The sequence below is a fragment of the Erythrobacter sp. genome (assembly GCF_040217515.1).
Classification (GTDB): domain Bacteria; phylum Pseudomonadota; class Alphaproteobacteria; order Sphingomonadales; family Sphingomonadaceae; genus Erythrobacter.
Map to the genome: position 1 here is coordinate 90,348 of NZ_JAVJPT010000012.1, position 22,458 is coordinate 112,805.

Genomic DNA, 22,458 nt, shown 5'->3' on the forward strand with positions numbered 1-22,458 from the left:
GCGTGGCTCGCGCCTCCGCCTCCCTGCCGCCCACCAACGGCCTGTCGGTCGATGTCGAGGAGTGGTTTCAGGTCGGCGCCTTCGAGCGCGTGATCGACCGCGCCGACTGGGCCGGCATGGCGAGCCGGGTCGAGGGCAATGTCGATTTCCTGCTCGACCTGTTCGACGAGGCCGGAGTGCAGGCGACCTTTTTTACCCTTGGTTGGGTCGCCGAGCGCAGCCCCGCCCTGATGCGGCGGATCGTTGAATCCGGCCACGAGATCGCCAGCCATGGCTATGACCACGCCCGCGTGTTCACGCTTTCGCGCCGCGCCTTCGCCGAGGACATCGCGCGGGCCCGCGCGCTGATCGAGGATGCGAGCGGTGCGAAAGTCAAAGGCTATCGCGCGCCGAGCTTCTCGATAGATGCGCGAACCCCCTGGGCCTTCGAAGAGCTTGCCGAGGCTGGACACGCCTATTCCTCGAGCGTCGCGCCCGTGATGCACGATCATTACGGCTGGCCCGACGCTCCGCGTTTCGCGTTTCGCCCGGTGGCGGGATCCGATCTGGTCGAACTGCCCGTCACCACCGCCATGCTGGGCCCTCGGCGCGTTGCGGCAGGCGGGGGCGGTTTCTTTCGCGTCCTGCCCTATCGCTTTTCGCGCTGGGCGATCCGGCAGGTCAACACCCGCGAGGCGCGTCCGGCGGTGTTCTATTTCCACCCCTGGGAAATCGATCCCGCCCAGCCGCGCGTCGCAAATGCCCCGCTGCGATCGCAGCTGCGGCATTATACCGGGCTGGCCGCGATGGCCGGGAAACTGCGCCGCCTGCTGGGCGATTTCGCCTGGGGACGGGTGGATGCGCTCGCCATGCGCGAGGCGGGGCGAGCGGAAGAGTTTCCGGTGGCAACGCTGCCCAAAGAGACTGTGAAGAGGGAGGCGGCATGAACGCGCCCGTGCATGTGTCGCAGGCTGTGCGCACGGCGGACCTGCGCGACCCGGCGGAAGCGCGCCGGATCGAGGGCTTCGTGTGCGAGCAGGGTGCGAGCCTCTTTCACCGGCCCGCCTGGCTGCTGGGCGTGGAAGCGGGGACCGGGCAACGCGCGGCGGGTTTCGTCGCTGAGCGCATGGGAACGATCACAGGCTGGCTTCCGCTCACCGAATTGCGCTCTGCGCTGTTCGGCAAGGCGCTCGTATCGAGCGGGTTCGGCGTGGGAGGTGGCATATGCGCTTCGAGCGAGGCCGCGGCTGATGCGCTTGCCGAAGCGGCCGAGCGCCATGCGGCATCACGCGGTTTCGGTGCGGTCGAATTGCGCGGCGGGCCGATCCCCGAGCGGCCGGACTGGCGGCAATGGAACGACAGGCATTGCGGTTTCGAACGCCCGTTGGCGGCGGATGACGAGGCGGAGCTTCTCGCCATACCGCGCAAGGCCCGCGCCGAGGTGCGCAAGGGCATCGCGAACGGGATGTCTGTGCGCATCGGGCGGGGCCGCGACGACCTGCGGGCGCATTACGCGGCCTATTCGCAGAGCGTGCGCAATCTGGGCACGCCGGTTTTTCCGCGCAAACTCTTCGCCGCGATGCTCGAAGCCTTTCCGGGGGAAAGCGACATTCTCACCGTATTCACCGAAAGCGCACCGATCGCGAGCGTGCTGTCCTTTTATCACGGCGGCGCGGTCATGCCTTTTTGGGGGGGCGGCACGTTTGCGGCGCGGGGCAAGCGCGCGAACGAGCTGATGTATTACAAGCTGATGTGCCATGCGCGCGAGGAAGGCGCGCAGCGGTTCGATTTCGGCCGCTCCAAGACCGGCAGCGGGCCTTGGAAATTCAAGAAGAACTGGGGTTTTATCCCCGAACCGCTGACCTATGGCGAATGGACCGCACCCGGCCGTCCGGCCCGCGATGTCGATCCCACCAGCGCGGCCTATGCCCGCCGGATCGAGCTGTGGAAGAAACTGCCCCTGCCGATCGCCAATCTCATCGGCCCGCCGATCGCGCGCGGCCTGGGCTGATCGCTGCGGGAGAGGCTGATGGGCGAGATCCTGTTCCTTGCACACCGCGTGCCGTTCCCGCCCGACCGGGGTGACAAGATTCGCTCGCATCACCTGCTGCGCAAGCTCGCGCGGCTCGCCTCGGTCCATGTCGGCACGCTTGCCGAAAGCGCGGCGGACCGCGCGGGCGAAGTCGACCTCGCGCGCATCGCCGCGAGCTATCACGTCGCCAGTCGTGCCAAGCCTCTCGCGCTGGCGGGAATCGAGGCGGTCCTTACCGGCAAGCCGGTTAGCCTTACCGCCTTCCATTCCGCCGCGCTCGAGCGCTGGGTGAAAGCGACGCTGTCGAGCCGCCCGATCGATACGATGGTCGTCTTTTCGGGGCAGATGGCGCAGTATGTTCCCGAAGATTTCGCGGGGCGCATCGTGATCGACCTGTGCGATGTCGACAGCGCCAAATTCGCCGATTACGCCGATGCCGGGCAGCGCGTCTGGCTCAACCGCCGCGAGGCCCGGCTGCTCGCGCGGGCGGAGGAACGGGTCGCCGCGCGTGCGGATGCTACCGTGCTCATCACCGAGGCGGAGGCAGACCTGCTGCGGGACCGCCTGCCCGCAGCCGACACGGCAAAGGTACACGTGATCGGCAACGGCATCGATGCGGTCTTCTTCGACCCGGACGACTGCGTTACGCAGCCCGAGATCGCGGCCCGCCCGGGGCCGCATGTCGTCTTTACCGGCCAGATGGATTACTGGCCCAATGAAAAGGCCGCGATCCGGGCTGCAACCGAATTCCTGCCTGCCCTGCGGCGGAATTTCGTGCAGGCCGAATTTCACATCGTCGGTCGCAATCCGACCCGCGCGGTAGAAGCGCTGGCCGAACGCGCGGGCGTCACCGTCTGGGGAGAGGTTCCCGACATGCGCCCCTTTCTCGCCGCCGCGACCTGCGTCGTCGCCCCGCTCGACATCGCGCGCGGCGTGCAGAACAAGGTGCTGGAGGCGATGGCGATGGCGCGGCCCGTCCTGCTCTCGCCCGCCGCCGCCGGCGGGATCGACGCGCGTCACGGCGAGCATTTCTGCATCGTCCCATGCGAGGCCGGGGCGATGGCGGCCGAGGCCGCGCGCTTCGTCGAAAGCCCGGAACGCGCGGCCGCGATGGGAGCGGCGGCGCGGCGGTTTGTGCTGGACAACCATTCCTGGGAAGCGATGCTGGTATCGCTCGAAGCGCTACTTGCGCAGGGCGAAGGGGATGCGCGTCATGCTGCATGATAGAGCGGCGCATGCGCCGACAGATCTTGACGCCATTCCCGACGTGCACACCGAGGCCTGGCAGCGCGCGATCGCGCTGCTCGGCCTCGCGGCTGGCGCACTCATCTCGGCGAGCGCACGCGAATGGGCAGAGATGCTGCACCAGTGGTGGAATATCGACACCTACAACCATGTGCTCGTCGTGCCTTTCATCATCGCCTGGCTGGTCGGTCTTAGGCGCGAAGAACTTGTGCAGGTCGAGCCGCGCGGATGGTGGCCGGGGGTCGCACTCCTGGGGGCAGCTCTGGCGCTATGGGGGGCGGGGCGCGCGACGGGCATCAATTTGCTCGCCCATGCCGGGGCCGTAGGAGCGCTGCAGGCGACAGTCGTCGCGCTGCTGGGCCCCAGGGTCGCGGCCCTGCTCGCCCTTCCGCTCGGCTTTGCGGTTTTTCTTGTGCCGTTCGGCGATGAGCTTATCCCCGCGCTGCAATTCGTCACCGCCGAGATCGCGGTCGCGCTCACCCGGGCAGGCGGCATCACGGCGGAGATCGACGGCATCCATATCCAGACCCCGGCCGCGCTGTTCATCGTGGCCGAGGCCTGTTCCGGAGTGAAATTCCTCGCCGCCATGGTCGCGCTCGGCGTGCTGGTAAGCTTCACCCGCTTTTCCTCGTGGAAGCGCCGGGCCGCGTTCATGATTGCCGCAACCGTCGTCCCCATCCTGGCGAACGGGGTGCGCGCCTGGGGCACGATTGCGGTCGCGCACAGCCATGGGGTCGAATTCGCGGTGGGTTTCGATCACATCGTCTATGGCTGGGTCTTCTTCGCTCTGGTCGTCGCGCTTCTGCTCGCCGCGGCATGGCCGTTCTTCGAGCGGGAGCCCGAAGAGCATGGCTGGAGCGTCGGGGACATCGCCTCCTCGCAGCTAATGGCTCGGGCAGCGCAAGGCGAAGCGAGCGGGCGCGCGGTTTTCCTCGCCATACTCGCCTTGTCGTTGGCGGCTGCGATTGTCGCCCTTGCGGCAATGGGCTAGCGCTCGCGGCACTCATGTGCGGGATCGCCGGAATCTTTCATGCCGAAACGCCCAAGCCGGTCGATCCCGCCCGGGTCGAGCGGATGTGCGACGCGCTGGTCCATCGCGGGCCGGACGGCTCAGGGGTGTGGACCGCTCCGGGCGTGGGGCTCGGCCATCGGCGGCTGTCGGTTATCGACCTCGAAGGCTCGCCCCAGCCCATGCATTCGATAGACGGGCGCTGCGTAATCGTCTTCAACGGCGAGATCTACAATTTCCGCGAATTGCGCCGCGAGCTTGAAGCCTCCGGCGCGCGCTTTCGTACATCGGGCGACACCGAGGTCATCCTCGCGGCCTATCGGCGCTGGGGGGTGGATTGCCTCGCCCGGCTAGACGGCATGTTCGCCTTCGCGCTCTACGACCTCGACAAGCGAGCACTGTTCCTTGCGCGCGACCGGTTCGGGGTGAAGCCGCTTTTCCTCGCGCCACTTGCGGACGGCAGCCTCGTTTTCGCTTCGGAACTCAAGGGCCTTCTTGCCCATCCCCTATTGCGGCGGCGGGCGAATCCGCAGGCGATCGACGCTTTTCTTGCATGGGGCTATGTGCCCGATAGCCATGCTATCCTCGAAGGCACGTGCAAGCTCGCGGCCGGGCATTTCCTTTGGGCCGAGCAGGGGAGGGCGCTGCCCGAGCCTCGTCGTTGGTGGGACATCGACTTTTCGGACCGCTCGAAAGGAAGCGAGGCGGACCTTTCGGCCGAACTCCTCCATCTGATGCGCGAGGCGGTGCAATCGCGCATGGTCGCCGATGTGCCGCTGGGCGCATTCCTGTCCGGCGGGGTGGACTCATCCTCCGTGGTTGCGCTGATGAGCGAGGCAAGCGCGCAGGCCGTGCGTACCTGCTCGATCGGTTTCGACGTCGCAGGGCTCGACGAGACAAGCCATGCCGAAGCGGTGGCGCAGCGTTTCGGCACGAAGCACACCGCGCGGCGTGTCGGCCATGAAGATTTCGCCGAGATCGATGCGCTCGTCACCATGTTCGACGAGCCCTTCGCCGATGCCTCGGCGTTGCCGACATGGCGGGTCTGCCAGCTTGCGCGAGAGCAGGTGACGGTGGCGCTTTCGGGCGACGGGGCAGACGAGGCCTTTGCGGGTTATCGGCGGCAGGTGTTCCATGCCGGAGAGGAGCGGCTTCGCTCCCTCCTGCCGGAGGGTGTGCGTGGTCCGCTGTTCGGCACACTTGGCCGGCTCTGGCCCAAGGCGGACTGGGCCCCGCGCCCGCTGCGGGCCAAGTCGACGCTCCTGGCGCTCGCAGCGAGCGGCGAGGAAGGCTATGCCCGCGGCCTTTCGGCCACCACGCCCGAGCAACGCGCTGCGCTCTATTCGGAGGGCTTCTCCCGCGAAATCGCGGGTTTCAGGGCAGAGGACGAACTTGTCGCCCTGATGCGCGTGGCCCCGGCGCGCAGCGGGCTCGACCGGGCGCAATATGCCGATCTCGCCTTCTGGCTGCCGGGCGACATTCTGACCAAGGTCGACCGGACCAGCATGGCGGTGAGCCTTGAAGCGCGCGAGCCGCTGCTCGACCATCGCCTGGTCGAATTCGCCGCCCGCCTTCCCGAAAGGATGCGGGTGCGCGGAGGTACGGGCAAGTACCTGCTCAAGCGCTGCATGGAGCGATACCTTCCGCATGACATCCTTTACCGGCCCAAGCAGGGTTTCGTCACGCCGATTGCCGAATGGCTGCGCGGACCCCTTGCCGGAGAGGCACGGGCGATCGCGTCGAGCCCCGTGGTTGCAGAAAGCGGCATGTTCGATCCTTCCGCCCTGGCGAGACTAGCCGAGGCGCATATTGCCGGCCGCAGCGACAATTCACGCCTCTTGTGGCAATTGCTCATGCTCGAGAAGTCGCTGACAAGACTCGGCATTTCGGCCTGACCCGAACTCGCTTGCGGCAGCGCGGAATCGAGTCCTATGCGCAAACTTCGCTGCGGCTTTCGACACTCCATTGCGCTGTTGGTAAATAATTGATTGCCAAGCGACTCCTGCCTCGTTTAGATTCCATGCAACAGAGCCAAAGGGCCGTGAAACCGATCCGGCGGGTTGCATGCCGGGAACTGACGGGGCTTGTCGGAGAACGGACTATGGACAGCAGTGCCACCAGGGCGGTTCCCCTGACCGGTGAGGAAGAAGAGCTTCTCGCCGGAAGCGCGCTTCACGCTGCGATCCCGGAAGAGCTCTTTGCGCTGGGCGAACTCGACGTGCTCTATGACGATCGCACGGCAGCGCTCTGGACTTTCATGAACCCGGAAGGGCGGCCCAGTTTCACCCCCGCGATGTTGCGCGATTTCGAAGCGTGGCAGCGGCTGATAGGGCAGGGCTTCGGCCCGGAAAAGGTGCCGCTGCGCTACCTGATCCTCGGTAGCCGGGCGCGCGACGTGTTCTGCTTCGGGGGCGATCTCGACCTGTTCCAGCGTCTTATCCGCGAGCGCGACCGCGAGGGGCTGGTGAATTATGGCCACCGCTGCTGCGCGATCCTCGACCGCAATATCAGCACGCTCGGCATCCCGATGCTCACCGTGGGCCTCGTGCAGGGCGCAGCGCTCGGCGGCGGGTTCGAGGCTCTGCTCTCCTTCGACTATATCGTCGCCGAGCGGCAGGCGACTTTCGGCCTGCCCGAGATCATGTTCGGGCTTTATCCCGGCATGGGAGCGCATGCGCTGCTCGCACGCAAGCTGGGCAGTGCGATGGCCGACCGGATCATCGTCTCGAACCAGACCTATACGGCCGAGGAGATGTACGAGATGGGTATCGTCCATGCCCTCGCCGAGCCGGGCGACGGGGTGAATGCGGTGCGTGAATTCCTGAAGAAATCGGACCGCCGCCACGCCGGTCTCGTCGGATCGCGCCGGGCGATCAAGGAGGTCTGGAAGCTCGACGTTTCGGAACTTTATCGCATCACCGAATTGTGGGCCGACACCGCGCTTCAGTTGTCCGAGTCCGATCTCAAGGTAATGAATCGCCTTGTGGCCGCGCAGGCGCGCCTCGCCGAGCGGATCGCGGCGGCCTGAGGCTCGTTCATTCCTCTCCATGGCCGAGCGCCATGTAATCATCGCTCTGCATTTCGTTGAGGCGGCTGACGGTGCGCTCGAATTCGAACGCCCCGTCTCCCGACGGGTATAGCGCTGCCGGTTCGGTGGCAGCGGTCGCAAAGAGTTTGACCCGGTTTTCATAAAGCGCATCGATGAGTGTGACGAAGCGCGCGGCCTCGTTGCGGTTTTCCGGGCCGAGAGGCGGTATGCCCACGATGATCACGGTGTGGAAAGCGCGCGCGATGGCGAGATAATCGGCTGCCCCGCGCGGCTCGCCGCACAACCGCCTGAAGCTGAAAACACCGACCCCCTTCAGGCTCTTGGGCACGTGGATCGACCGTTTAGACCCGATGGGCAGATCTTCGCTCGGCACGTGTTCGGCATCTTCAGGCGCGAAATCGGTCAGGCGGAAGAAGGCCTCGCGCACTTTCGCGGTCGCTTCATCACCCAGCGGCACGTGCCAGCTGGCGAGTCCGCCAATCCGGTCGAGCCGGTAATCGGTGGGCCCGTTAAGCGGCAAGATGTCGAGCTCGGCCTCGATCAGCTCGATGAAGGGCAGGAAATGCTCGCGGTTGAGCCCGTCCTTGTAAAGGTCGCGGGGAGGGCGGTTAGAGGTGGTAACGATCGTCACGCCGCGCTCGCGGATGAGCTGGGTGAAGAGCCGGCTCATGATCATCGCATCGGCTGAATTGTTGACCACCATCTCGTCGAAGGCGAGACAGCGCACGCCGTCTGACAGGCGCTCGGCGACGCGCGGGATCGGATCGCCTTCGCGGTGCTGGCGGACCTCGCGCATCGTTTCGTGGACTTCCTGCATGAAGGCGTGGAAATGGACCCGGCGCTTCTCCGCTAGTCCGAGTGTCTGGTGGAACAGGTCCATCAGCATCGATTTTCCGCGCCCGACGCCGCCCCACATATAAACGCCTTCGGCTCGCTCCGGCTCCTTGCCGAAAAGCTTTCCCAGCAGCCCTCCCGAAGGCGCCGCCGCCTCGATCTCACGCTGCAACCGGTCCAGCCTTTCGGCGGCCGTGCGCTGGTCGGGATCGGCGCGCAGTTCCCCGTTCGCGATCAGCTCTTCGTAACGCGCGAGCAGCCCCGCCATCAGCGCGGTTTCATCTTGCGCACTATGCCCGAATAGCTCGCCACGACGTCGTCTCCCCCGTTGCCGTCCGACTGCACCGCCTGTCCGCGCAGGAAGAGCATCCGGCCGGTTTCGCGCACGATCTCTGTCACTGCATCGAGCGGTTTTGCGGGATCGCCCGCGCCGACGAACTGGGTGGACAATTCGACCGTCACCGAAGGCCCGGCATCGCCGTGGCCGACGAGATGCATGGTGGCGAACAGCGCGATGTCGATGAGGCCCAACGTCGCCGCGCCATGGATGTTGTCGCCGAGATTGGTGTGCTTGCGTTCGGGAAACATGCGCAGCCGGCAGAAATCGCCTTCGCGCCGGACATGCATGTCGCCGAGCACGGCGGTGTTGTAGCGCGTGCGATCGACGAGGTTCCAGCTGTACCAGCCATCCTCACCGCCCGCTTCCGCCGGTGGAATGCTGCGATAATCGAAAGGAGGGCCGGCATCGTTCATGCCGCAGACCCTCCAGCAATACCCCTCCCGACCATGCGCAGGATCAGAGCTCGCGCTCGGCCATCATCTTCTTGGTCTCGGCAATCGCCTTTGCCGGAGAAAGGCCCTTGGGGCAGACATTCGCGCAGTTCATGATCGTGTGGCAGCGATAGAGCCGGAACGGGTCTTCCAGCGCATCGAGCCGCTCGCCCGTCATCTCGTCGCGGCTGTCGGCGAGCCAGCGATAGGCCTGCAGCAGGATGGCCGGGCCGAGGAACTTGTCCGAATTCCACCAGTAGCTCGGGCACGCGGTCGAGCAGCAGGCGCACAAAATGCACTCGTAAAGCCCGTCGAGCTGCTCGCGCTGTTCGGGCGATTGCAGGCGTTCCTTGCCCGAAGGCGTCGGGCTCACGGTTTGCAGCCACGGCTTGATCGAGGCGTATTGCGCGTAAAAGTGAGTGAAATCGGGCACGAGGTCCTTGATCACGTCCATGTGCGGCAGCGGCGTGATGCGGATCTCGCCCTTCAGGTCCTCGATCGCGGTGGTGCAGGCGAGGCCGTTCTTGCCGTTGAGGTTCATCGAGCACGACCCGCAGATTCCTTCGCGGCAGGAGCGGCGGAAGGTCAGGGTCGGGTCGATCTCGTTCTTGATCTTGAACAGCGCGTCGAGGACCATCGGGCCGCATTGGTCGAGGTCGATCTCGAACGTGTCGTAGCGCGGATTCTCGCCGCTGTCGGGATCGTAGCGATAGACCTTGAAGTTCTTCACCCGCTTCGCGCCGCCGGCCCCTTTGTCCACGGTGTGGACGCGGCCCTGCTTCTTGATCTTGGAATTCTTCGGAAGGGTGAAAGTCGCCATGGTGGTCGTGATCCCGGTTTGAGGTTGCGCCCTATCTAACGGCTCGCGTGGGCGAGGCAAGGCGGCAGGTGTTGCGTCGTTTGGCACGAAGCTTGTCCGCGCTTCAATAAGCCGGACAAAAGTTACACCCTGTCAACTTTAGGATCGTCTTGCATCCTTCTGATTTCCATGGATAGTTCACTGGTCTCGGTAAGCGGACGGACAGGGGGAGGGGGTTGATTTTTGTTGCAATCTCCTTGGAACCGCGCGCCGTCTCCCGCGCTTTAGCTGCCATGACCGAGGTAGGAAATTGGCCGCGCCGCGCGGCGGTGTGGGGAAGTTCCGGCGGGATCGGCCGCGCGCTGTGCGAAGGGCTCGCCGAACAGGGCTGCGAACTCGTCTATGCCGGTTCGCGCGGCGGGAAGGGGCCATCGGGCGGACCGTTCCGCCCATTCGCCTTCGACCTCACCGACGAGGACAGCATCGCCGCTGCCGTCGAGGCGATGAAGGACGAGCCGCCCGAATGGGTGATCGTCGCCAGCGGAATTCTGACATTGGCCGACGGAACCGGTCCGGAGCGCAGCTATCGCCATATTGCGGCGGCGAGCATGATCGAGGTCTTCGCAGTGAACACGTTCGGCCCCGCGCTCATCGCCAAGCACTGCCTGCGCCTGATGCCGCGCAAGGAGCGCTTCGTTTTCGCTGCGCTCAGCGCGCGGGTCGGCTCGATCTCCGACAACCGTATCGGCGGATGGCATTCCTACCGCGCGTCGAAAGCGGCGCTCAACATGCTTTTGAAGAACTATGCGATCGAAATGGGCCGCACGCATTCCGAGGGCGTGGTGGTCGGTCTCCATCCCGGCACGGTGGACACGGTCCTGTCCGAGCCGTTCCAGAAAAACCTGCCCGAAGGCCAGCTGACCGAGCCCGGCGAAGCGGCGGGCAAGCTGCTCGGTGTGTTGGCGGGACTTGGCCCGGAGGACAGCGGCAAGGTGTTCGATTATGCGGGGCGCGAAGTGCCGGCTTAGTCGAAGATCCCGACCGCAAGCTCCGCCCAGACCACGAGAAACACGGCCGCCGCAAGCGCGATGCCGGCGAGCCGGGCGACAGGCCGAAGGAGGGCGCGCAAAACGAGTTCGACCCCGGCCCAGAGCGCGGCGAGCAGGGCGGCGGCGACGAGGAAATCGCCGGGGCCCCAGTCGACCTCACCGGTGACCTGCATCGCGACCAGCACCGCGGAGAGAAGCGCCAGCGCCCCCGTCGCGAAGGCAATGCGCAAGCCGCGATAAGGACCCAGCGCGCCGGTCGAAGCTGTTGGCATCATCATTCCCCCTTATGCTCGAAGACTCGAGTGTCGCACCCGACCTTACCCCAGGCTTAACGGATGTCGATCAGCCCGTGCCGCGCCAGCGCCTCGGCGAGGATCGTCTCTATCAGCTCTTCCTGCGACCATCCCGCCATTTGCGCCGCCCGGCCGAAGACCTTTTTCGACCACAGGTTGCAGTTGAGATTGAGCTCGAGGAAATTCACCTCTCCACTCGTCTCGTTCACGCGGAATTCGAAGCGGCCGTAGTCGAACGGGCGGTATTCCTCCCACACCTTGCGCGTCATGTCCTCGATGCGCGCGACCAGCGCCTCGTCGGTGAAGGGGTCGAGCGAATATTTCTGGCTGCGATCAACGAGGTCGCGCTTCTCGTAATAGGTCCGCAGGTGCGAAGGGTCGGCCTGGCGGAAGATCAGCATCGGCAGGATCTCCGGCTCGCCGCGAATGGTAACGACAGGGACTTCCACGTCGGAGCCTTCGAGGAAGGGTTCGACGATCGCATCCTGCCCGCCATTGGCCGGGTCCTCGTGGATGCGCCGCACCGCTTCGGCAACGCCGGTCCAGTCATGCGCATCGGCCACCCCCCAGCTGGCCGAGGAATTGTTCGGCTTGACCACATAACGCGCCGCCCCGGGCAGCTTGTCGGGCGTGATGGGCGCACCCTTGCGATAGATCGCCCAGGGCGCGGTCGGCACGCCCGCGATCGCAGCCGCCCGCTTGGCGAAATGCTTGTCGTCAGAGGTCCCGCGCAGGATCGGGTTCGCGCCAAGATAAGGCAGGCCGGCGCGTTCGCACAGCAGTGGCACCAGCATTTCGGAATTGAAAAATCCCGCCCGGTTGAGGAGCGGAAAGACGAAATCGACGCCTTGCGGGGGATCGAACAGGACCTCGTGACCCTGCGCGATCTCCAGTTTCAGTCCGAGCGATTGGAGCACCTCGCGCATTTCGCGATGATAGAGGGCGTGATTGCCGTCCTCGGGATGGATGTCGCCCTCCCACAGCGCGTTCTTGGCGACGAACAAGATCGTGAGCGCCTCCTTCGCTGCGGACGGAATGGCGAGCGGGGAATGTTTGGGCAATTTTGCGCGACCTGCATTTATGAAAATCGCCTCTGCGCATAATTATGCTAGGGACGGGTTCCAAGCAGAAAGAAGGGTCGCGTGGCTCGTGGTCGCAAGATTTGAGGACATTGACCCCGCCTATTGCGGGCGGGAGGATGTTGCCGATCTGGTCGCGCTGCTTTGCCAGGGGGGCGATGCGCGGATCGCGCTTGACCCCCAAACGGGTCTCAATCGCTATCTTGCCGCGCCCTATCCGCGCCGTACCCTGGCGTTGGCCTCGTCGACCGCGAACGACATTTCGCGCGCCGCCTTCGATCACCTGCTCGCGCTCATGGCGGCGGGGCTCGCTTCCCATGACGATCATCTCGATGCGCTGAGGCGGCGGATCAGGATGGCCTATGGTCTCGAGAACGACACCGGGGTCGTCTTCACCCCTTCGGGAACCGATTGCGAGTTCGTTGCGCTCGCCGCTGTGCAGGGGCGGGCGAAAAGCGGGGTGCACAATATCCTTCTGGGTGCCGACGAAGTGGGCAGCGGATGCATTCATTCGGCGCGCGGCTGCCATTTCGCCGAGAGCACTGCGCTCGGACACGCAACCGAGCCCGGGGAACCGGTCCCGGGGATGGCGCCGGTCACGCTGTGCGACATACCGGTGCGGTGCGCGCGCGGAGAGGCGCGGGGCAGCCGGGAGCTCGCGCAGGTCATCCGCGCCGAGATCGTCCACGCGCGCGAGCAGCAGCAGCATGCGCTGCTACACGTGGTTCATGGCTCGAAAACGGGTCTGATCCTGCCGCGCCTGCGCGAAATCGACGCGCTGAGGGCCGAATTCGGTGCGCAGCTGAGCCTGGTGGTCGATGCCTGCCAGGCGCGCATCACTTCCGGGGCAGTGCGCGACTATCTTGCCCGCGGGGCGATCGTGCTCTTGACCGGCTCGAAATTCATGGGAGGACCGCCCTTTTCGGGTTTTGCCCTGGTCCCCGCTCGCGTGATCGAGCGCACCGCCGCGCTGCCGCCGGGCTTTGCGAGGCTGTATCGCCGGGCCGAATGGGATGCGCGCTGGGCGGGGTGTGAAATGCTCGAGCAGACCGCCAATCCCGGCCTTGCCCTGCGGCTCGAGGCGTCGGTCTTCGAGCTCGAACGGTTCCAGGCCCTGGGGCAGGAAGCGGTTCGGCGGGTGATCCTCGCTTTCCAGCGCGCGATCCGGGCTTTGCTCCTGCACCGCAATGGCTTTGGTCGCATCGAACCCTATCGCGCGGGCAATGCCGAGGACGCAGCCGACCATCCGCTCGAAATGCTCACTCTCGCAACGCTCGACGTGAGCGCCCATCCCCAAGCCGGAACCTTCGATGATGCGCGTGTATTGCATCGTTCGCTCGACAGGAAGGGCCTCAGGCTCGGCCAGCCGGTCAAGTGCATCCCGCGCGAGGACGGCAGCTGGGCCGGCACGCTGCGGGCCGGACTTTCCATGCCACAGATCTGCGCGCTCGCCGAGCTGTCCGACCATGATCTCGAGAGCGCGATGTTCGAACGGATCGGACGTTTTGCGGATGCGCTCGCCGTCCCGGCCTAGCCCGCGATCAGCCCACTGCGGCGCCAGCTTTCCGCCAGCAGCGTCTCGAGCAGGTCGCCATGGCTGAGCCCTGCGCGCGCTGCCGCTTGGGCCATGACCTTTTCCGACCACAGGTTGCAGTTGAGATTGATCTCGATGAAGTTGATGTCGCCCGTCTGAAGGTCCAGCCGGAATTCGATACGGCCATAGTCGAAGGGCACGAATTCGCGCGCGACCGCTGCGGCCATATCCCCGATTTTGTCGGCGAAATCGGGATGCTCGAAGGTCTTGAGCGCCGCCTTCTCCGTGTTCTGTACGAGATCGCGCTTCTCGTAATAGGTCCACAGGCGCTGCGTGTCCTCGCGCTCGTACCACAGCATCGGCAGCGCGGTCGGCCGATCGTGGACGGTGATGAAGGCGCACTGGATGTCGTAACCGTCGAGATAGGGCTCGACGATCGCATCGTGGCCCTGGCCGTGAATGTCGGCGACGGCGTTGGCGACACCGGCGAAGTCGAAGGCGTCGGAAATCCCCCAGCTTGCCGATGAAGCATTGGGCTTGACCACCCAGCGGCCCTTGGGGCTTGAGGGAAGGTTCGCCTCTTCGACGGGCGCCCCGCGGCGATAGCAGAACCAGTCGGCGGTCGGCACGCCCGCATGGCGCGCAACGAGCTTCGAAACCGACTTGTCGTCGCCCAGCCCGCGCAGGAAAGGCATCGCTCCGAGATAGGGGAGGCGCTGCATGTTGCACAGCAAGGGCACCATCATCTCCGAATTCACGAAGCCGCCGCGATTGAGCAGCGGGAATACGAAATCGACCGGTGGGCGAGTGAAGAGAATGTCGTAGCTGTCGCCAAGATGCAGGTTCAGCCCCAGCCCCTCGAGCGTCCGGCGCACCTCGTGATGGTAGATTGCGTGATTGCCGTCCTCGGGATGCATCCCGCCGCCCCACTTGGCGTGCTTGGCCATGTAAAGCAGCCGGACACGCTCCTTGTCTTCGGGCGCAATGCGCAGGGGAGAGAGGGATCGGGTCATCGAGGCATCCGTGATCGGGAAAACAGGCCGCGCTGATTACCGCCTCGCATGGCGCTTCGCCAGAAAAATAATGGCGGGCAAAAGCGCTTGGCAGGTGGGCCGGTTTGGAAGAGATTGCACGGCAAGGGCGAGCAGGAGAGACGAAAAATGGGCTTAGGGCAATGGTACGACCGCCATGTGATGCCGCGCCTGGTCACCTGTGCCTGCTCGCAGGGCCAGGTGATGAAGCGCCGCGCTGGAGTGGTGCCGCTGGCGAAAGGCGACGTGTTCGAGCTCGGTTGCGGGGGCGGGATCAACCACGAATTCTACGATACCGGTGCGATCACGGGCTATGCCGGGATCGATCCGCATGAAAAGCTGCTCGAGGGTGCACGCAGGGCCGCCCGGCAGAAAGGCTGGAGCGCGGATATCAGGCAGGGACGGGGCGAGGCGATCCCGTTCGCCGCTGGCTCTTTCGACACCGTGGTGTGCACTTTCACCCTGTGCTCGGTCGATGATCCCGCGCAGGTCGTTTCGGAACTGGAGCGGATCCTGAAGCCGGGAGGGCAGGCGTTGTTCCTCGAACACGGCCGCGCGCCCGATGCCGGGGTGGCGAAGTGGCAGGACCGGATCGAGCCGGTCTGGAAACGCATGGCGGGTGGTTGCCACCTGACCCGACCGATCGGCAGTGCTTTCAGGGGAGCGGGTTTCCATGTCGCGCCGATCGGGCAGGGCTACACGCCCGGCGCACCCCGCTTCGCCGGGTGGATGGAGTGGGGCGCAGCAATCAAGCCGGGAGGCTAGGGCCAAGCCGGGAGGCCAAGGGCGGACCCGGCCGGACAGGGAAAGTGGGCAGCCGGGCCGAAGCCCGACCGCCCGGTCTTTCACCTGGCCATCATTCCCAATCCGTTTACTCGCCGAAAGTGCGCTGCCACCAGCCGCGCTTTCTCGGCGCGGGCTTTTTCGCCGCCTTATGCTCGGGTTCTGCTAGTTCGGTTTCGGCTTCCTCCGCCTCGGCCTCGGCCTCGGCTTGCGCTTGGGCGGGGGTGGGCTCGAGTTCGGCGCTCTCGGCGGTCGTCGCTTCCTGCGTTTCCTCGACTTTTTTCGCCGGAGCCTTCCGGCGGCGAGGGGCCTTGGGTTTCGCCTCGGCCTCGGCCTCGGCCTCGCCTGCGCCTTCCGCAGGCGCCTGCACACTCGTATCGGCCTGCGCCGCACCGTCCTCGCCGGCTGCAGCCGCTTCGGCGTCCTTTTGTGCCTTGGTCTTGCGCGGCGCACGCTTGCGCTTGGGTTTCTCCTCGGTCGGTGCTTCATCGACCGGATTATCACCGGGCGGCGTTTCGGCCTCGGCCGGAGCTTCCTCGGCCTTTTTTCGACGGGGGGCACGGCGGCGTTTGGGCTTTTCCTCGGCGCCCGCCCCCTCCTGCACCGCTTCGCCTGCGGTTTCGGGCGCACCGTCGGGGCCGGAGACGACGGTCATGTCCTCCTTTACCTGCTCGGCAACCTCGTCCAGCTCGTCGGCCGCCTGTTCCAGATCGGCCGCCCGGTCGGGACTGTCCTGCGAAGCCTCGTCGCCGTCGCTGCGGCGCGAGCGCCCGCGCCCGCCGCGGCGCCGGCGCTTGCGCGGCTTGTCGCTCCCGTCCTCTGCGTTGCCGTTTTCGACTTCGTTGTCGTTGGAGCCGGCTTCTTCGCCTTCCCCGCTCTCCTCCGATCCGTTGTCCTCGCCATTTTCGTCGCCACCCTGGCGCTTCTTGCGGCCGCGACCGCCACGCCGACGGCGACGCTTCTTCTTGGGCGGTTCGCCGTCGTCGTCCGAGGAGGTGCTGTCGATACTTTCGTCCTCGTCCTCGCCCTCGTCCGCCTCTTCGGGCGGGCTTTCCTCTTCGTCCTCGTCGACGATCGGATCGAATTTGGGTGCGGCGGCGGGTTTGGGTCCGGCGCTTGACACGCTCATCTTCGCGCCCTCGTTCTCGCCTTCGGGCACTACTTCGACCGTGACGCCATAGCGCTTCTCGATCTCGACGAGGTCATCGCGCTTTTCGTTGAGCATGTAGATCGCCGCCTCTGTACTGGCGGCGAGTCGGATGATCGTGCCTTTGCCCTTGGCGGCTTCGTCCTCGATCAGGCGCAGTGCGGAAAGCCCCGCGCTCGATGCGGTCCGGACAAGGCCCGTTCCGTCGCAGTGCGGGCATTCGCGGGTCGTCGCCTCGAGCACGCCGGTGCGCAGGCGCTGGCGGCTCATCTCCATCAGGCCGAAGCCCGAGATGCGCCCGACCTGGATGCGCGCCCGGTCATTCTTGAGCGCCTCCTTCATCGCCTTCTCGACCTTACGCACATTGGAATTGTGCTCCATGTCGATGAAGTCGATCACGACGAGCCCGGCCATGTCGCGCAGCCGCAGCTGGCGGGCGATTTCGCGCGCCGCCTCCAGATTGGTGTGGAGCGCGGTCTGCTCGATCCCGTGTTCCTTCGTCGAGCGGCCGGAGTTGATGTCGATCGAGACCAGCGCCTCGGTCGGATTGATGATGAGATAGCCGCCCGATTTCAATTGGACCATCGGATCGTACATCGCGCGCAACTGGTCCTCCGCGCCGTAGCGCTGGAACAGCGGGACGGGATCGGAGTAGGCTTTCACCCGCCGGGCATGGCTCGGCATCAGCAGCTTCATGAAGCCCTTGGCCGCCTTGTAGCCGTCCTCGCCCTCGACGATGACTTCCTCGATCTCGCGGTTGTAGATGTCGCGGATCGCGCGCTTGACGAGGTCGCTGTCCGAATGGATCAGCGCGGGCGCGGTGGAAGACAGGGTCTTTTCGCGAATCTCGTCCCACAGCCGCGCGAGATAGTCGAAATCGCGCTTGATCTCGGTCTTGGTGCGCGAAAGGCCCGCAGTGCGCACGATCAGGCCCATGGTCTTGGGCAGCTTGAGATCGGAGACGACCTGCTTCAGTCGCTTGCGGTCGCTGGTGGAGCTGATCTTGCGGCTGATCCCCCCGCCATGCGAGCTGTTCGGCATCAGCACGGTGTAGCGCCCGGCGAGGCTGAGATAGGTGGTCAGGGCCGCGCCCTTGTTGCCGCGTTCTTCCTTCACGACCTGGACCAGCAGGACCTGGCGGCGCTGGATGACATCCTGGATCTTGTAGCGACGGCGCAGCGCCATGCGCTTGGCGCGCACTTCGTCGACTTCCTTGGCGCGGCTGCGAGAGCCGCCCTTGCCATTCTTGCCGCCCTTGCCCTGGCGACGGCCGCGGCGCGAGCGCCCGCGGCGATTGCCGGACGCGCTGTCGCCGCCGTTCTCGTCGTCGCCGCCGTTCTCGTCGTCGCTGTCGTCGTCGTCGCTTTCGTCGTCGTCCGACGTGCCGTCCTCGATCGTCGAGACCTTGCTCGACTCCTCGTCGTCGATCTCCTCGACACCGTCTTCGGCGAAATCCTCGGCCAGGCTTTCGCCACTCTCGTCCTCGGCGTCATATTCGTCGCCCGGGGCGATGCCTTCGCTTTCCTCCTCTTCACGCAGGCGCTGCTCTTCCTCGGCCGCTTCGGCCTCTTCCTCGAGCAGTTTCTGCCGGTCCTCGTAGGGGATCTGGTAATAGTCCGGGTGGATTTCGCTGAAGGCGAGGAAGCCGTGGCGGTTACCGCCGAAATCGACGAACGCTGCCTGAAGCGAGGGTTCGACCCTCGTCACTTTCGCCAGGTAGATGTTGCCCTTTATCTGCTTGTGTTCGGCAGATTCGAAATCGAACTCTTCAATCCGGTTGCCTTTGAGTACCGCCACCCGGGTCTCTTCCGAGTGGCGCGCATCGATAAGCATGCGCGTTGCCATTATGTGTTCTCCAGGCGCCCGCCCGCTTTCGCGTGAAGCGGCAAGGTGGGCGCGTATTGTGGGATGATGCGGCGGGGTCCTCGCCCGTTCCGCATGGGGTATTCGCGGCCGTTCCGTTCAGGAAAGCTGGCGCGCTGTTCGTGTCTGCTGCGACGGGAATGCGGGAATGCCCCGCGCTTCGGCCCGCACCGCCGCGAGCGGCGAAAGCGCGCTCGGGGCTGGTCAGCGGGGGGAAGGGTCTCGTCACTGCATCAACCTGTATTCGGGCCTCGCGAGGGATGCCGGAGGGCCGCTTTTTCGCACGGACGCCTGCAATGGAAGCGGGATGATCGGTCTTTCACCAGCAAATCCCGTCGAAACAGAGGCGTCTAGTGATTCTAGCTAGCACCGTGGCTTTTCACCCGCAACTCTATTGCGCTTCGCCTGCGCAACATCCTAAGCGGTTCGCGTCATGAGCTTTCGCACGCTGCTGCTGATCCTCTTCGCGGTGCCCGCCACGCTCTTGGGCGGTGCGATGGCTCTGGGGGTCACCCTGCCGGTTCCTTATTGGGGTCGCGACTATGTCCTGCGCATCGCGCTGGAGCAGGAGGCCCGGCCACTCGACCTGCCCGAAATCTTCGGACCCGACGATCCTTCCCGCCCGCTGGTCGTGATCGATGCCGGCCATGGCGGGCGCGATCCCGGATCGGTCGGGGGCGGGGTGCGCGAGAAGGACGTGGTGCTTGCGATCGCCCGGTCCCTGCGCTCCGAATTGCTCGAGGGTGGTGGTATCCGCGTCGCGATGACGCGCGAGGACGACCGGATCGTCCCCCTTGCAGACCGACCCGAGATCGCGCGTCGACTGGAGGCGGATCTGTTCCTGTCGATCCATGCCGACAGCGCGGGGGAGCGCGAGGATGTGGCCGGGGCTAGCATCTACACCCTGTCCGCCGATGCCTCGAGCGAGGCGGCGGCTCGCTTTGCCGAGCGAGAGAACGAGGCCGACCGTGTGAACGGCATCGTGATCGAGAACCAGAGCGAGACGGTGAGCGCCATCCTCGTGGAGCTGTCGCAATCGCGCACGCAAGAGGAGGCGAACGAATTCGCCGGACTCATCGCGCGCGAGGGGGAGGGGCGAATCGCCTTTCACCCCCAGGCCCGCCGTTCGGCCGCGCTGGCCGTGCTGCGCGCACCTGACGTCCCGGGCGTCCTGTTCGAAAGCGGCTTCGTCACCAATCGCGACGATCGGGCGCGGCTGACCACGCCAGAGGGGCGGGAGGCCTATGCGCAAGTGCTCGCCCGCGCGGTCCGGGTCTATTTCGCCCGCCGCGCCGATCCGTGACATGGCGCGCCGGGCGCGTTCAGCGCGGCGAAAGCGCAAGGCGGTCAAGGGACGAGGCATGAGCTGGGCGAAGCGTCTGGAATGTCTGTGGCGGACCGTGCTAATCGCAAGATGACCATGACAGATCGCGCAAACCTCTCTTTCGCCGGATACGCCCGCTACCGCGTCAACCGCGACATTGCCGGCCTTGCCGCTTGGTTCGGCGAGAAATGGCGGGGCAGCCTGCTGTTCAAGCTTGCCGCTGCAGCCGCTGCGGTGTTGATCATGCTGTGGGTCGCGGCGTGGATCTGGCTGGCGAGCGACCTGCCCGATGCGGAAAGCCTGCTCGAATACGAGACTCCCCTGCCGACCGTGGTGCGCGGCTTCGACGGGCAGATCGTCCATTCCTATGCCCGCGAGCGGCGCGTCCAGCTGCAATATCCCGATTTTCCCGAGCGGCTTAAACAGGCCTACATCTCGGCCGAGGACAAGACCTTTTACAGCCATGCCGGGGTCGACATTACCGGAACGCTCAATGCCGCTTTCGACTATGTCAGCAAGATGGGCTCGGGCGAGCGCGCAGTCGGCGGTTCGACCATCACCCAGCAGGTGGCGAAGAATCTCCTGCTCGGCGATGAATATTCGGTCACGCGCAAGCTCAAGGAGATGATCCTCGCCAGCCGGATCGAGGACGCGATGAGCAAGCAGGAGATCCTTGAGCTCTATCTCAACGAAATCCCCCTCGGCCGACGCAGCTTCGGAGTCCAGGCGGCGGCGCGGGCCTATTTCGACAAGGACGTGGCCGATCTCGATCTGCACGAAATGGCCTTTCTCGCGATCTTGCCCAAAGCTCCCGAACGCTACGGCCGAAAGGGGCAGGAAGAGGCTGCGCTGGGAAGGCGGAATTTCGTGCTTGGCCAGATGGAGGCGAACGGTTTTATCTCGGAGGCCGAGCGCGCCGCCGCCGCTGCCGAACCGCTTGGCCTCGTCACCCAGCGGCGCGAGCGTAGCGTGGATGCGGGCTATTTCCTCGAGGAAGTGCGCCGCGAGCTGATCGGCCAATTCGGAGAGACGGCCGAGGACGGCCCGAATAGCGTCTATGCCGGGGGCCTGTGGGTGCGCACCTCGCTCGATCCGGAGCTGCAGCAGGCCGCGCGCGAGGCCCTGCGCGAGGGACTGGTGCGCTATCACGGCAATCGCGGCTGGAGCGGGCCGATCGCGACGATCGACGTGTCCGAAGGCAACTGGGCGCGCCAGCTGCAAAGCTCGCCGCTCGGGATCCGGTATCGCGACTGGCGCCTTGGCGTCGTCACCGTGCGCGAGGGAAGGTCGGCCCGGATCGGCTTTTCCGACGGCTCCGAAGCGCCGCTGACCGGCCTCCCCCGTAGCCTGAAGACGGGGGACGTGATCGTCGCCAGGCCATCGGGCGGCGCCTATGCGGTCGCCACCGTGCCGGAGGCGCAGGGCGGGCTCGTGCTGCAGGATGCGCAATATGGCCGCGTGCTTGCAATGCAGGGCGGGTTCGATTTCCGCCTGTCCGATTTCAATCGCGCGACCCAGGCGCGCCGGCAGCCCGGTTCAACGATCAAGCCCTTCGTTTATGCCACAGGGCTGGACAACGGCATGACGCCTTCGACCCGGATCGATAATACGCGTTACTGTTATTACCAGGGGTCCAATCTCGGCGAGAAATGCATCCGCGGCGGGCGCGCGGGCCAGTTTCCGATGCGCTATGGCCTCGAACAGTCGCAGAATATCATGACCGTCCAGATCGGCTCGACCGTCGGCTTCGACAATGTCGTCGATACGATCGAGCGAATGGATATCAGCGATGAGGCGGAGCCTTATCCGTCCACGGCGCTCGGGGCGGGCGAGACTACGGTCTCGAGAATGGTCGCCGCCTATGCCGCGCTCGCCAATCACGGGCGGCTCAACCAGCCGACAGTGATCGATTACGTCCAGGATCGTCGGGGCAAGGTCATCTGGCGCGCGGACCAACGGACCTGCCGGGGCTGCAACATGGCAGAATGGGACGGGCAGCCCATGCCGCGCTTCGGCCTCAAGGGCGAGCAGGCGCTTGATCCGCGCACGGCCTTCCAGGTCATGCACATGCTCGAAGGCGTGATACAGCGCGGCACCGCGACCAATCTGCGCGATCTCGGCCTGCCGCTGTTCGGCAAGACCGGAACCACCAGCGGTCCCAAGGACGTCTGGTTCATCGGCGGAACGCAGCGTCTTATCGCCGGTGCCTATGTCGGGTTCGACACGCCCCGCAACATGGGCGGCTACGCCTATGGAGGGACGATCGCCGCGCCGATTATCAAGAGCCTGATACGGAAAACGAAGCCGCGCTGGTCGGACCTTCCGCCGGTCGCCCCCGAAGGAGTGCGGATGGTGCGGATCGACCGCCGGACCGGGAAGCGAGTCTTCGAAGGCTGGCCTTCGGGCGAGCCGCGCGCAGCGATCATCTGGGAGGCATTCAAGCCCGACAAGGAGCCCGAACGCTTCACCCGGCAGGACGAAATCGCCGCCCGGCGCGACGAGATACTCGAACTGATACGCACCGGTCGCCTCGGCGTTGTCCCGCGCAGCGAGGAGAATGCCTTCGGCCAGCCGAGCGATTTCGTCGAGGAACAAGGCGGCATCTATTGATCCGCGCCGCCCGTAGCTGTCCCGCAG

18 protein-coding genes are annotated in these 22,458 nt (G+C 65.6%); 11 read left to right on the forward strand and 7 right to left on the reverse strand.

What is annotated here, in order from left to right:
• Positions 1 to 2: 2 nt before the first annotated feature.
• The 6 genes from RIB52_RS13590 (at position 3) to RIB52_RS13615 (ending at position 7,293) form a co-directional block, all read left to right on the forward strand.
• Positions 3 to 926, forward strand: a complete 924-nt coding sequence (locus RIB52_RS13590; protein WP_350176429.1) for an XrtA system polysaccharide deacetylase — start codon at positions 3 to 5, stop codon at positions 924 to 926.
• On the forward strand, positions 923 to 1,990 hold the full coding sequence (locus RIB52_RS13595) for a FemAB family XrtA/PEP-CTERM system-associated protein (RefSeq protein ID WP_350176431.1): 1,068 nt from the start codon (positions 923 to 925) through the stop codon (positions 1,988 to 1,990). Before RIB52_RS13590 ends, RIB52_RS13595 begins: the two co-directional genes overlap by 4 nt.
• 18 nt (positions 1,991 to 2,008) lie before the next feature.
• Positions 2,009 to 3,235 carry a TIGR03087 family PEP-CTERM/XrtA system glycosyltransferase gene (locus RIB52_RS13600; RefSeq protein ID WP_350176433.1) on the forward strand — a complete coding sequence of 409 codons (1,227 nt, stop codon included), beginning with the start codon at positions 2,009 to 2,011 and terminating at the stop codon, positions 3,233 to 3,235.
• Positions 3,225 to 4,247, forward strand: a complete 1,023-nt coding sequence (gene xrtA / locus RIB52_RS13605; RefSeq protein WP_350176435.1) for an exosortase A — start codon at positions 3,225 to 3,227, stop codon at positions 4,245 to 4,247. The genes RIB52_RS13600 and xrtA overlap by 11 nt, the downstream gene beginning before the upstream one ends.
• 14 nt (positions 4,248 to 4,261) lie before the next feature.
• Positions 4,262 to 6,160 carry an XrtA/PEP-CTERM system amidotransferase gene (locus RIB52_RS13610; RefSeq protein ID WP_350176437.1) on the forward strand — a complete coding sequence of 633 codons (1,899 nt, stop codon included), beginning with the start codon at positions 4,262 to 4,264 and terminating at the stop codon, positions 6,158 to 6,160.
• A 206-nt stretch (positions 6,161 to 6,366) separates the two neighbouring features.
• Positions 6,367 to 7,293 carry a crotonase/enoyl-CoA hydratase family protein gene (locus tag RIB52_RS13615; protein WP_350176439.1) on the forward strand — a complete coding sequence of 309 codons (927 nt, stop codon included), beginning with the start codon at positions 6,367 to 6,369 and terminating at the stop codon, positions 7,291 to 7,293.
• A gap of 7 nt (positions 7,294 to 7,300) precedes the next feature.
• Here the strand turns inward: RIB52_RS13615 and zapE are convergent, their stop codons facing one another.
• Genes zapE through RIB52_RS13630 form a run of 3 tightly spaced genes read right to left on the reverse strand, consistent with a single transcriptional unit; the run spans position 7,301 to position 9,739 of the window.
• Positions 7,301 to 8,416, reverse strand: coding sequence for a cell division protein ZapE (gene zapE, locus RIB52_RS13620; RefSeq protein ID WP_350176441.1), 1,116 nt, complete (start codon positions 8,414 to 8,416; stop codon positions 7,301 to 7,303).
• A complete protein-coding gene (locus RIB52_RS13625) occupies positions 8,416 to 8,901 on the reverse strand; it encodes a PaaI family thioesterase (protein ID WP_350176443.1) in 486 nt (161 codons plus the stop codon). Before RIB52_RS13625 ends, zapE begins: the two co-directional genes overlap by 1 nt.
• 43 nt (positions 8,902 to 8,944) lie before the next feature.
• A complete protein-coding gene (locus RIB52_RS13630) occupies positions 8,945 to 9,739 on the reverse strand; it encodes a succinate dehydrogenase iron-sulfur subunit (RefSeq protein ID WP_350176445.1) in 795 nt (264 codons plus the stop codon).
• 272 nt (positions 9,740 to 10,011) lie between these two features.
• On the opposite strand from RIB52_RS13630, the gene RIB52_RS13635 reads away from it, so the two are divergent.
• Entirely contained in the window at positions 10,012 to 10,746 is a 735-nt protein-coding gene (locus tag RIB52_RS13635) for an SDR family NAD(P)-dependent oxidoreductase (protein ID WP_350176447.1), read from the forward strand.
• Here the strand turns inward: RIB52_RS13635 and RIB52_RS13640 are convergent.
• Both RIB52_RS13640 and RIB52_RS13645 read right to left on the reverse strand, forming a co-directional pair.
• Positions 10,743 to 11,042 carry a hypothetical protein gene (locus RIB52_RS13640; RefSeq protein ID WP_350176449.1) on the reverse strand — a complete coding sequence of 100 codons (300 nt, stop codon included), beginning with the start codon at positions 11,040 to 11,042 and terminating at the stop codon, positions 10,743 to 10,745. The two genes, RIB52_RS13635 and RIB52_RS13640, sit on opposite strands and share 4 nt — an antisense overlap.
• A gap of 53 nt (positions 11,043 to 11,095) precedes the next feature.
• Positions 11,096 to 12,121 (reverse strand): D-alanine--D-alanine ligase family protein, encoded by a 1,026-nt coding sequence (locus tag RIB52_RS13645; protein ID WP_350176451.1) that lies wholly within the window; start codon positions 12,119 to 12,121, stop codon positions 11,096 to 11,098.
• A gap of 88 nt (positions 12,122 to 12,209) precedes the next feature.
• Between RIB52_RS13645 and RIB52_RS13650 the strand changes: the two genes are divergently transcribed.
• Positions 12,210 to 13,673 (forward strand): PLP-dependent aminotransferase family protein, encoded by a 1,464-nt coding sequence (locus RIB52_RS13650; RefSeq protein WP_350176453.1) that lies wholly within the window; start codon positions 12,210 to 12,212, stop codon positions 13,671 to 13,673.
• Here RIB52_RS13650 and RIB52_RS13655 read toward each other — a convergent pair.
• On the reverse strand, positions 13,670 to 14,686 hold the full coding sequence (locus RIB52_RS13655; protein WP_350176455.1) for a D-alanine--D-alanine ligase family protein: 1,017 nt from the start codon (positions 14,684 to 14,686) through the stop codon (positions 13,670 to 13,672). The two genes, RIB52_RS13650 and RIB52_RS13655, sit on opposite strands and share 4 nt — an antisense overlap.
• A 147-nt stretch (positions 14,687 to 14,833) precedes the next feature.
• Between RIB52_RS13655 and RIB52_RS13660 the strand changes: the two genes are divergently transcribed.
• Positions 14,834 to 15,469 (forward strand): class I SAM-dependent methyltransferase, encoded by a 636-nt coding sequence (locus RIB52_RS13660; protein WP_350176457.1) that lies wholly within the window; start codon positions 14,834 to 14,836, stop codon positions 15,467 to 15,469.
• 106 nt (positions 15,470 to 15,575) lie between these two features.
• Here the strand turns inward: RIB52_RS13660 and RIB52_RS13665 are convergent, their stop codons facing one another.
• Positions 15,576 to 18,479, reverse strand: a complete 2,904-nt coding sequence (locus tag RIB52_RS13665) for an Rne/Rng family ribonuclease (RefSeq protein WP_350176459.1) — start codon at positions 18,477 to 18,479, stop codon at positions 15,576 to 15,578.
• 451 nt (positions 18,480 to 18,930) lie between these two features.
• Here RIB52_RS13665 and RIB52_RS13670 point away from each other — a divergent pair, with 451 nt between their 5' ends.
• Both RIB52_RS13670 and RIB52_RS13675 read left to right on the forward strand, forming a co-directional pair.
• Positions 18,931 to 19,800, forward strand: coding sequence for an N-acetylmuramoyl-L-alanine amidase family protein (locus RIB52_RS13670; protein WP_350176461.1), 870 nt, complete (start codon positions 18,931 to 18,933; stop codon positions 19,798 to 19,800).
• A 117-nt stretch (positions 19,801 to 19,917) separates the two neighbouring features.
• Positions 19,918 to 22,431 carry a penicillin-binding protein 1A gene (locus RIB52_RS13675; protein WP_350176463.1) on the forward strand — a complete coding sequence of 838 codons (2,514 nt, stop codon included), beginning with the start codon at positions 19,918 to 19,920 and terminating at the stop codon, positions 22,429 to 22,431.
• The last annotated feature ends 27 nt before the right edge of the window (positions 22,432 to 22,458 follow it).

Bases quoted from the DNA above. Each gene is read 5' to 3' on its own strand.
- RIB52_RS13625 (WP_350176443.1), bottom strand. From the start codon at position 8,901: ATGAACGATGCCGGCCCTCCTTTCGATTATCGCAGCATTCCACCGGCG.
- RIB52_RS13635 (WP_350176447.1), top strand. From the start codon at position 10,012: ATGACCGAGGTAGGAAATTGGCCGCGCCGCGCGGCGGTGTGGGGAAGT.
- RIB52_RS13595 (WP_350176431.1), top strand. From the start codon at position 923: ATGAACGCGCCCGTGCATGTGTCGCAGGCTGTGCGCACGGCGGACCTG.
- RIB52_RS13670 (WP_350176461.1), top strand. From the start codon at position 18,931: ATGAGCTTTCGCACGCTGCTGCTGATCCTCTTCGCGGTGCCCGCCACG.
- RIB52_RS13630 (WP_350176445.1), bottom strand. From the start codon at position 9,739: ATGGCGACTTTCACCCTTCCGAAGAATTCCAAGATCAAGAAGCAGGGC.
- RIB52_RS13610 (WP_350176437.1), top strand. From the start codon at position 4,262: ATGTGCGGGATCGCCGGAATCTTTCATGCCGAAACGCCCAAGCCGGTC.
- RIB52_RS13615 (WP_350176439.1), top strand. From the start codon at position 6,367: ATGGACAGCAGTGCCACCAGGGCGGTTCCCCTGACCGGTGAGGAAGAA.
- xrtA (WP_350176435.1), top strand. From the start codon at position 3,225: ATGCTGCATGATAGAGCGGCGCATGCGCCGACAGATCTTGACGCCATT.
- RIB52_RS13600 (WP_350176433.1), top strand. From the start codon at position 2,009: ATGGGCGAGATCCTGTTCCTTGCACACCGCGTGCCGTTCCCGCCCGAC.
- RIB52_RS13655 (WP_350176455.1), bottom strand. From the start codon at position 14,686: ATGACCCGATCCCTCTCTCCCCTGCGCATTGCGCCCGAAGACAAGGAG.
- RIB52_RS13640 (WP_350176449.1), bottom strand. From the start codon at position 11,042: ATGATGCCAACAGCTTCGACCGGCGCGCTGGGTCCTTATCGCGGCTTG.
- RIB52_RS13675 (WP_350176463.1), top strand. From the start codon at position 19,918: ATGACAGATCGCGCAAACCTCTCTTTCGCCGGATACGCCCGCTACCGC.
- RIB52_RS13665 (WP_350176459.1), bottom strand. From the start codon at position 18,479: ATGGCAACGCGCATGCTTATCGATGCGCGCCACTCGGAAGAGACCCGG.
- zapE (WP_350176441.1), bottom strand. From the start codon at position 8,416: ATGGCGGGGCTGCTCGCGCGTTACGAAGAGCTGATCGCGAACGGGGAA.
- RIB52_RS13660 (WP_350176457.1), top strand. From the start codon at position 14,834: ATGGGCTTAGGGCAATGGTACGACCGCCATGTGATGCCGCGCCTGGTC.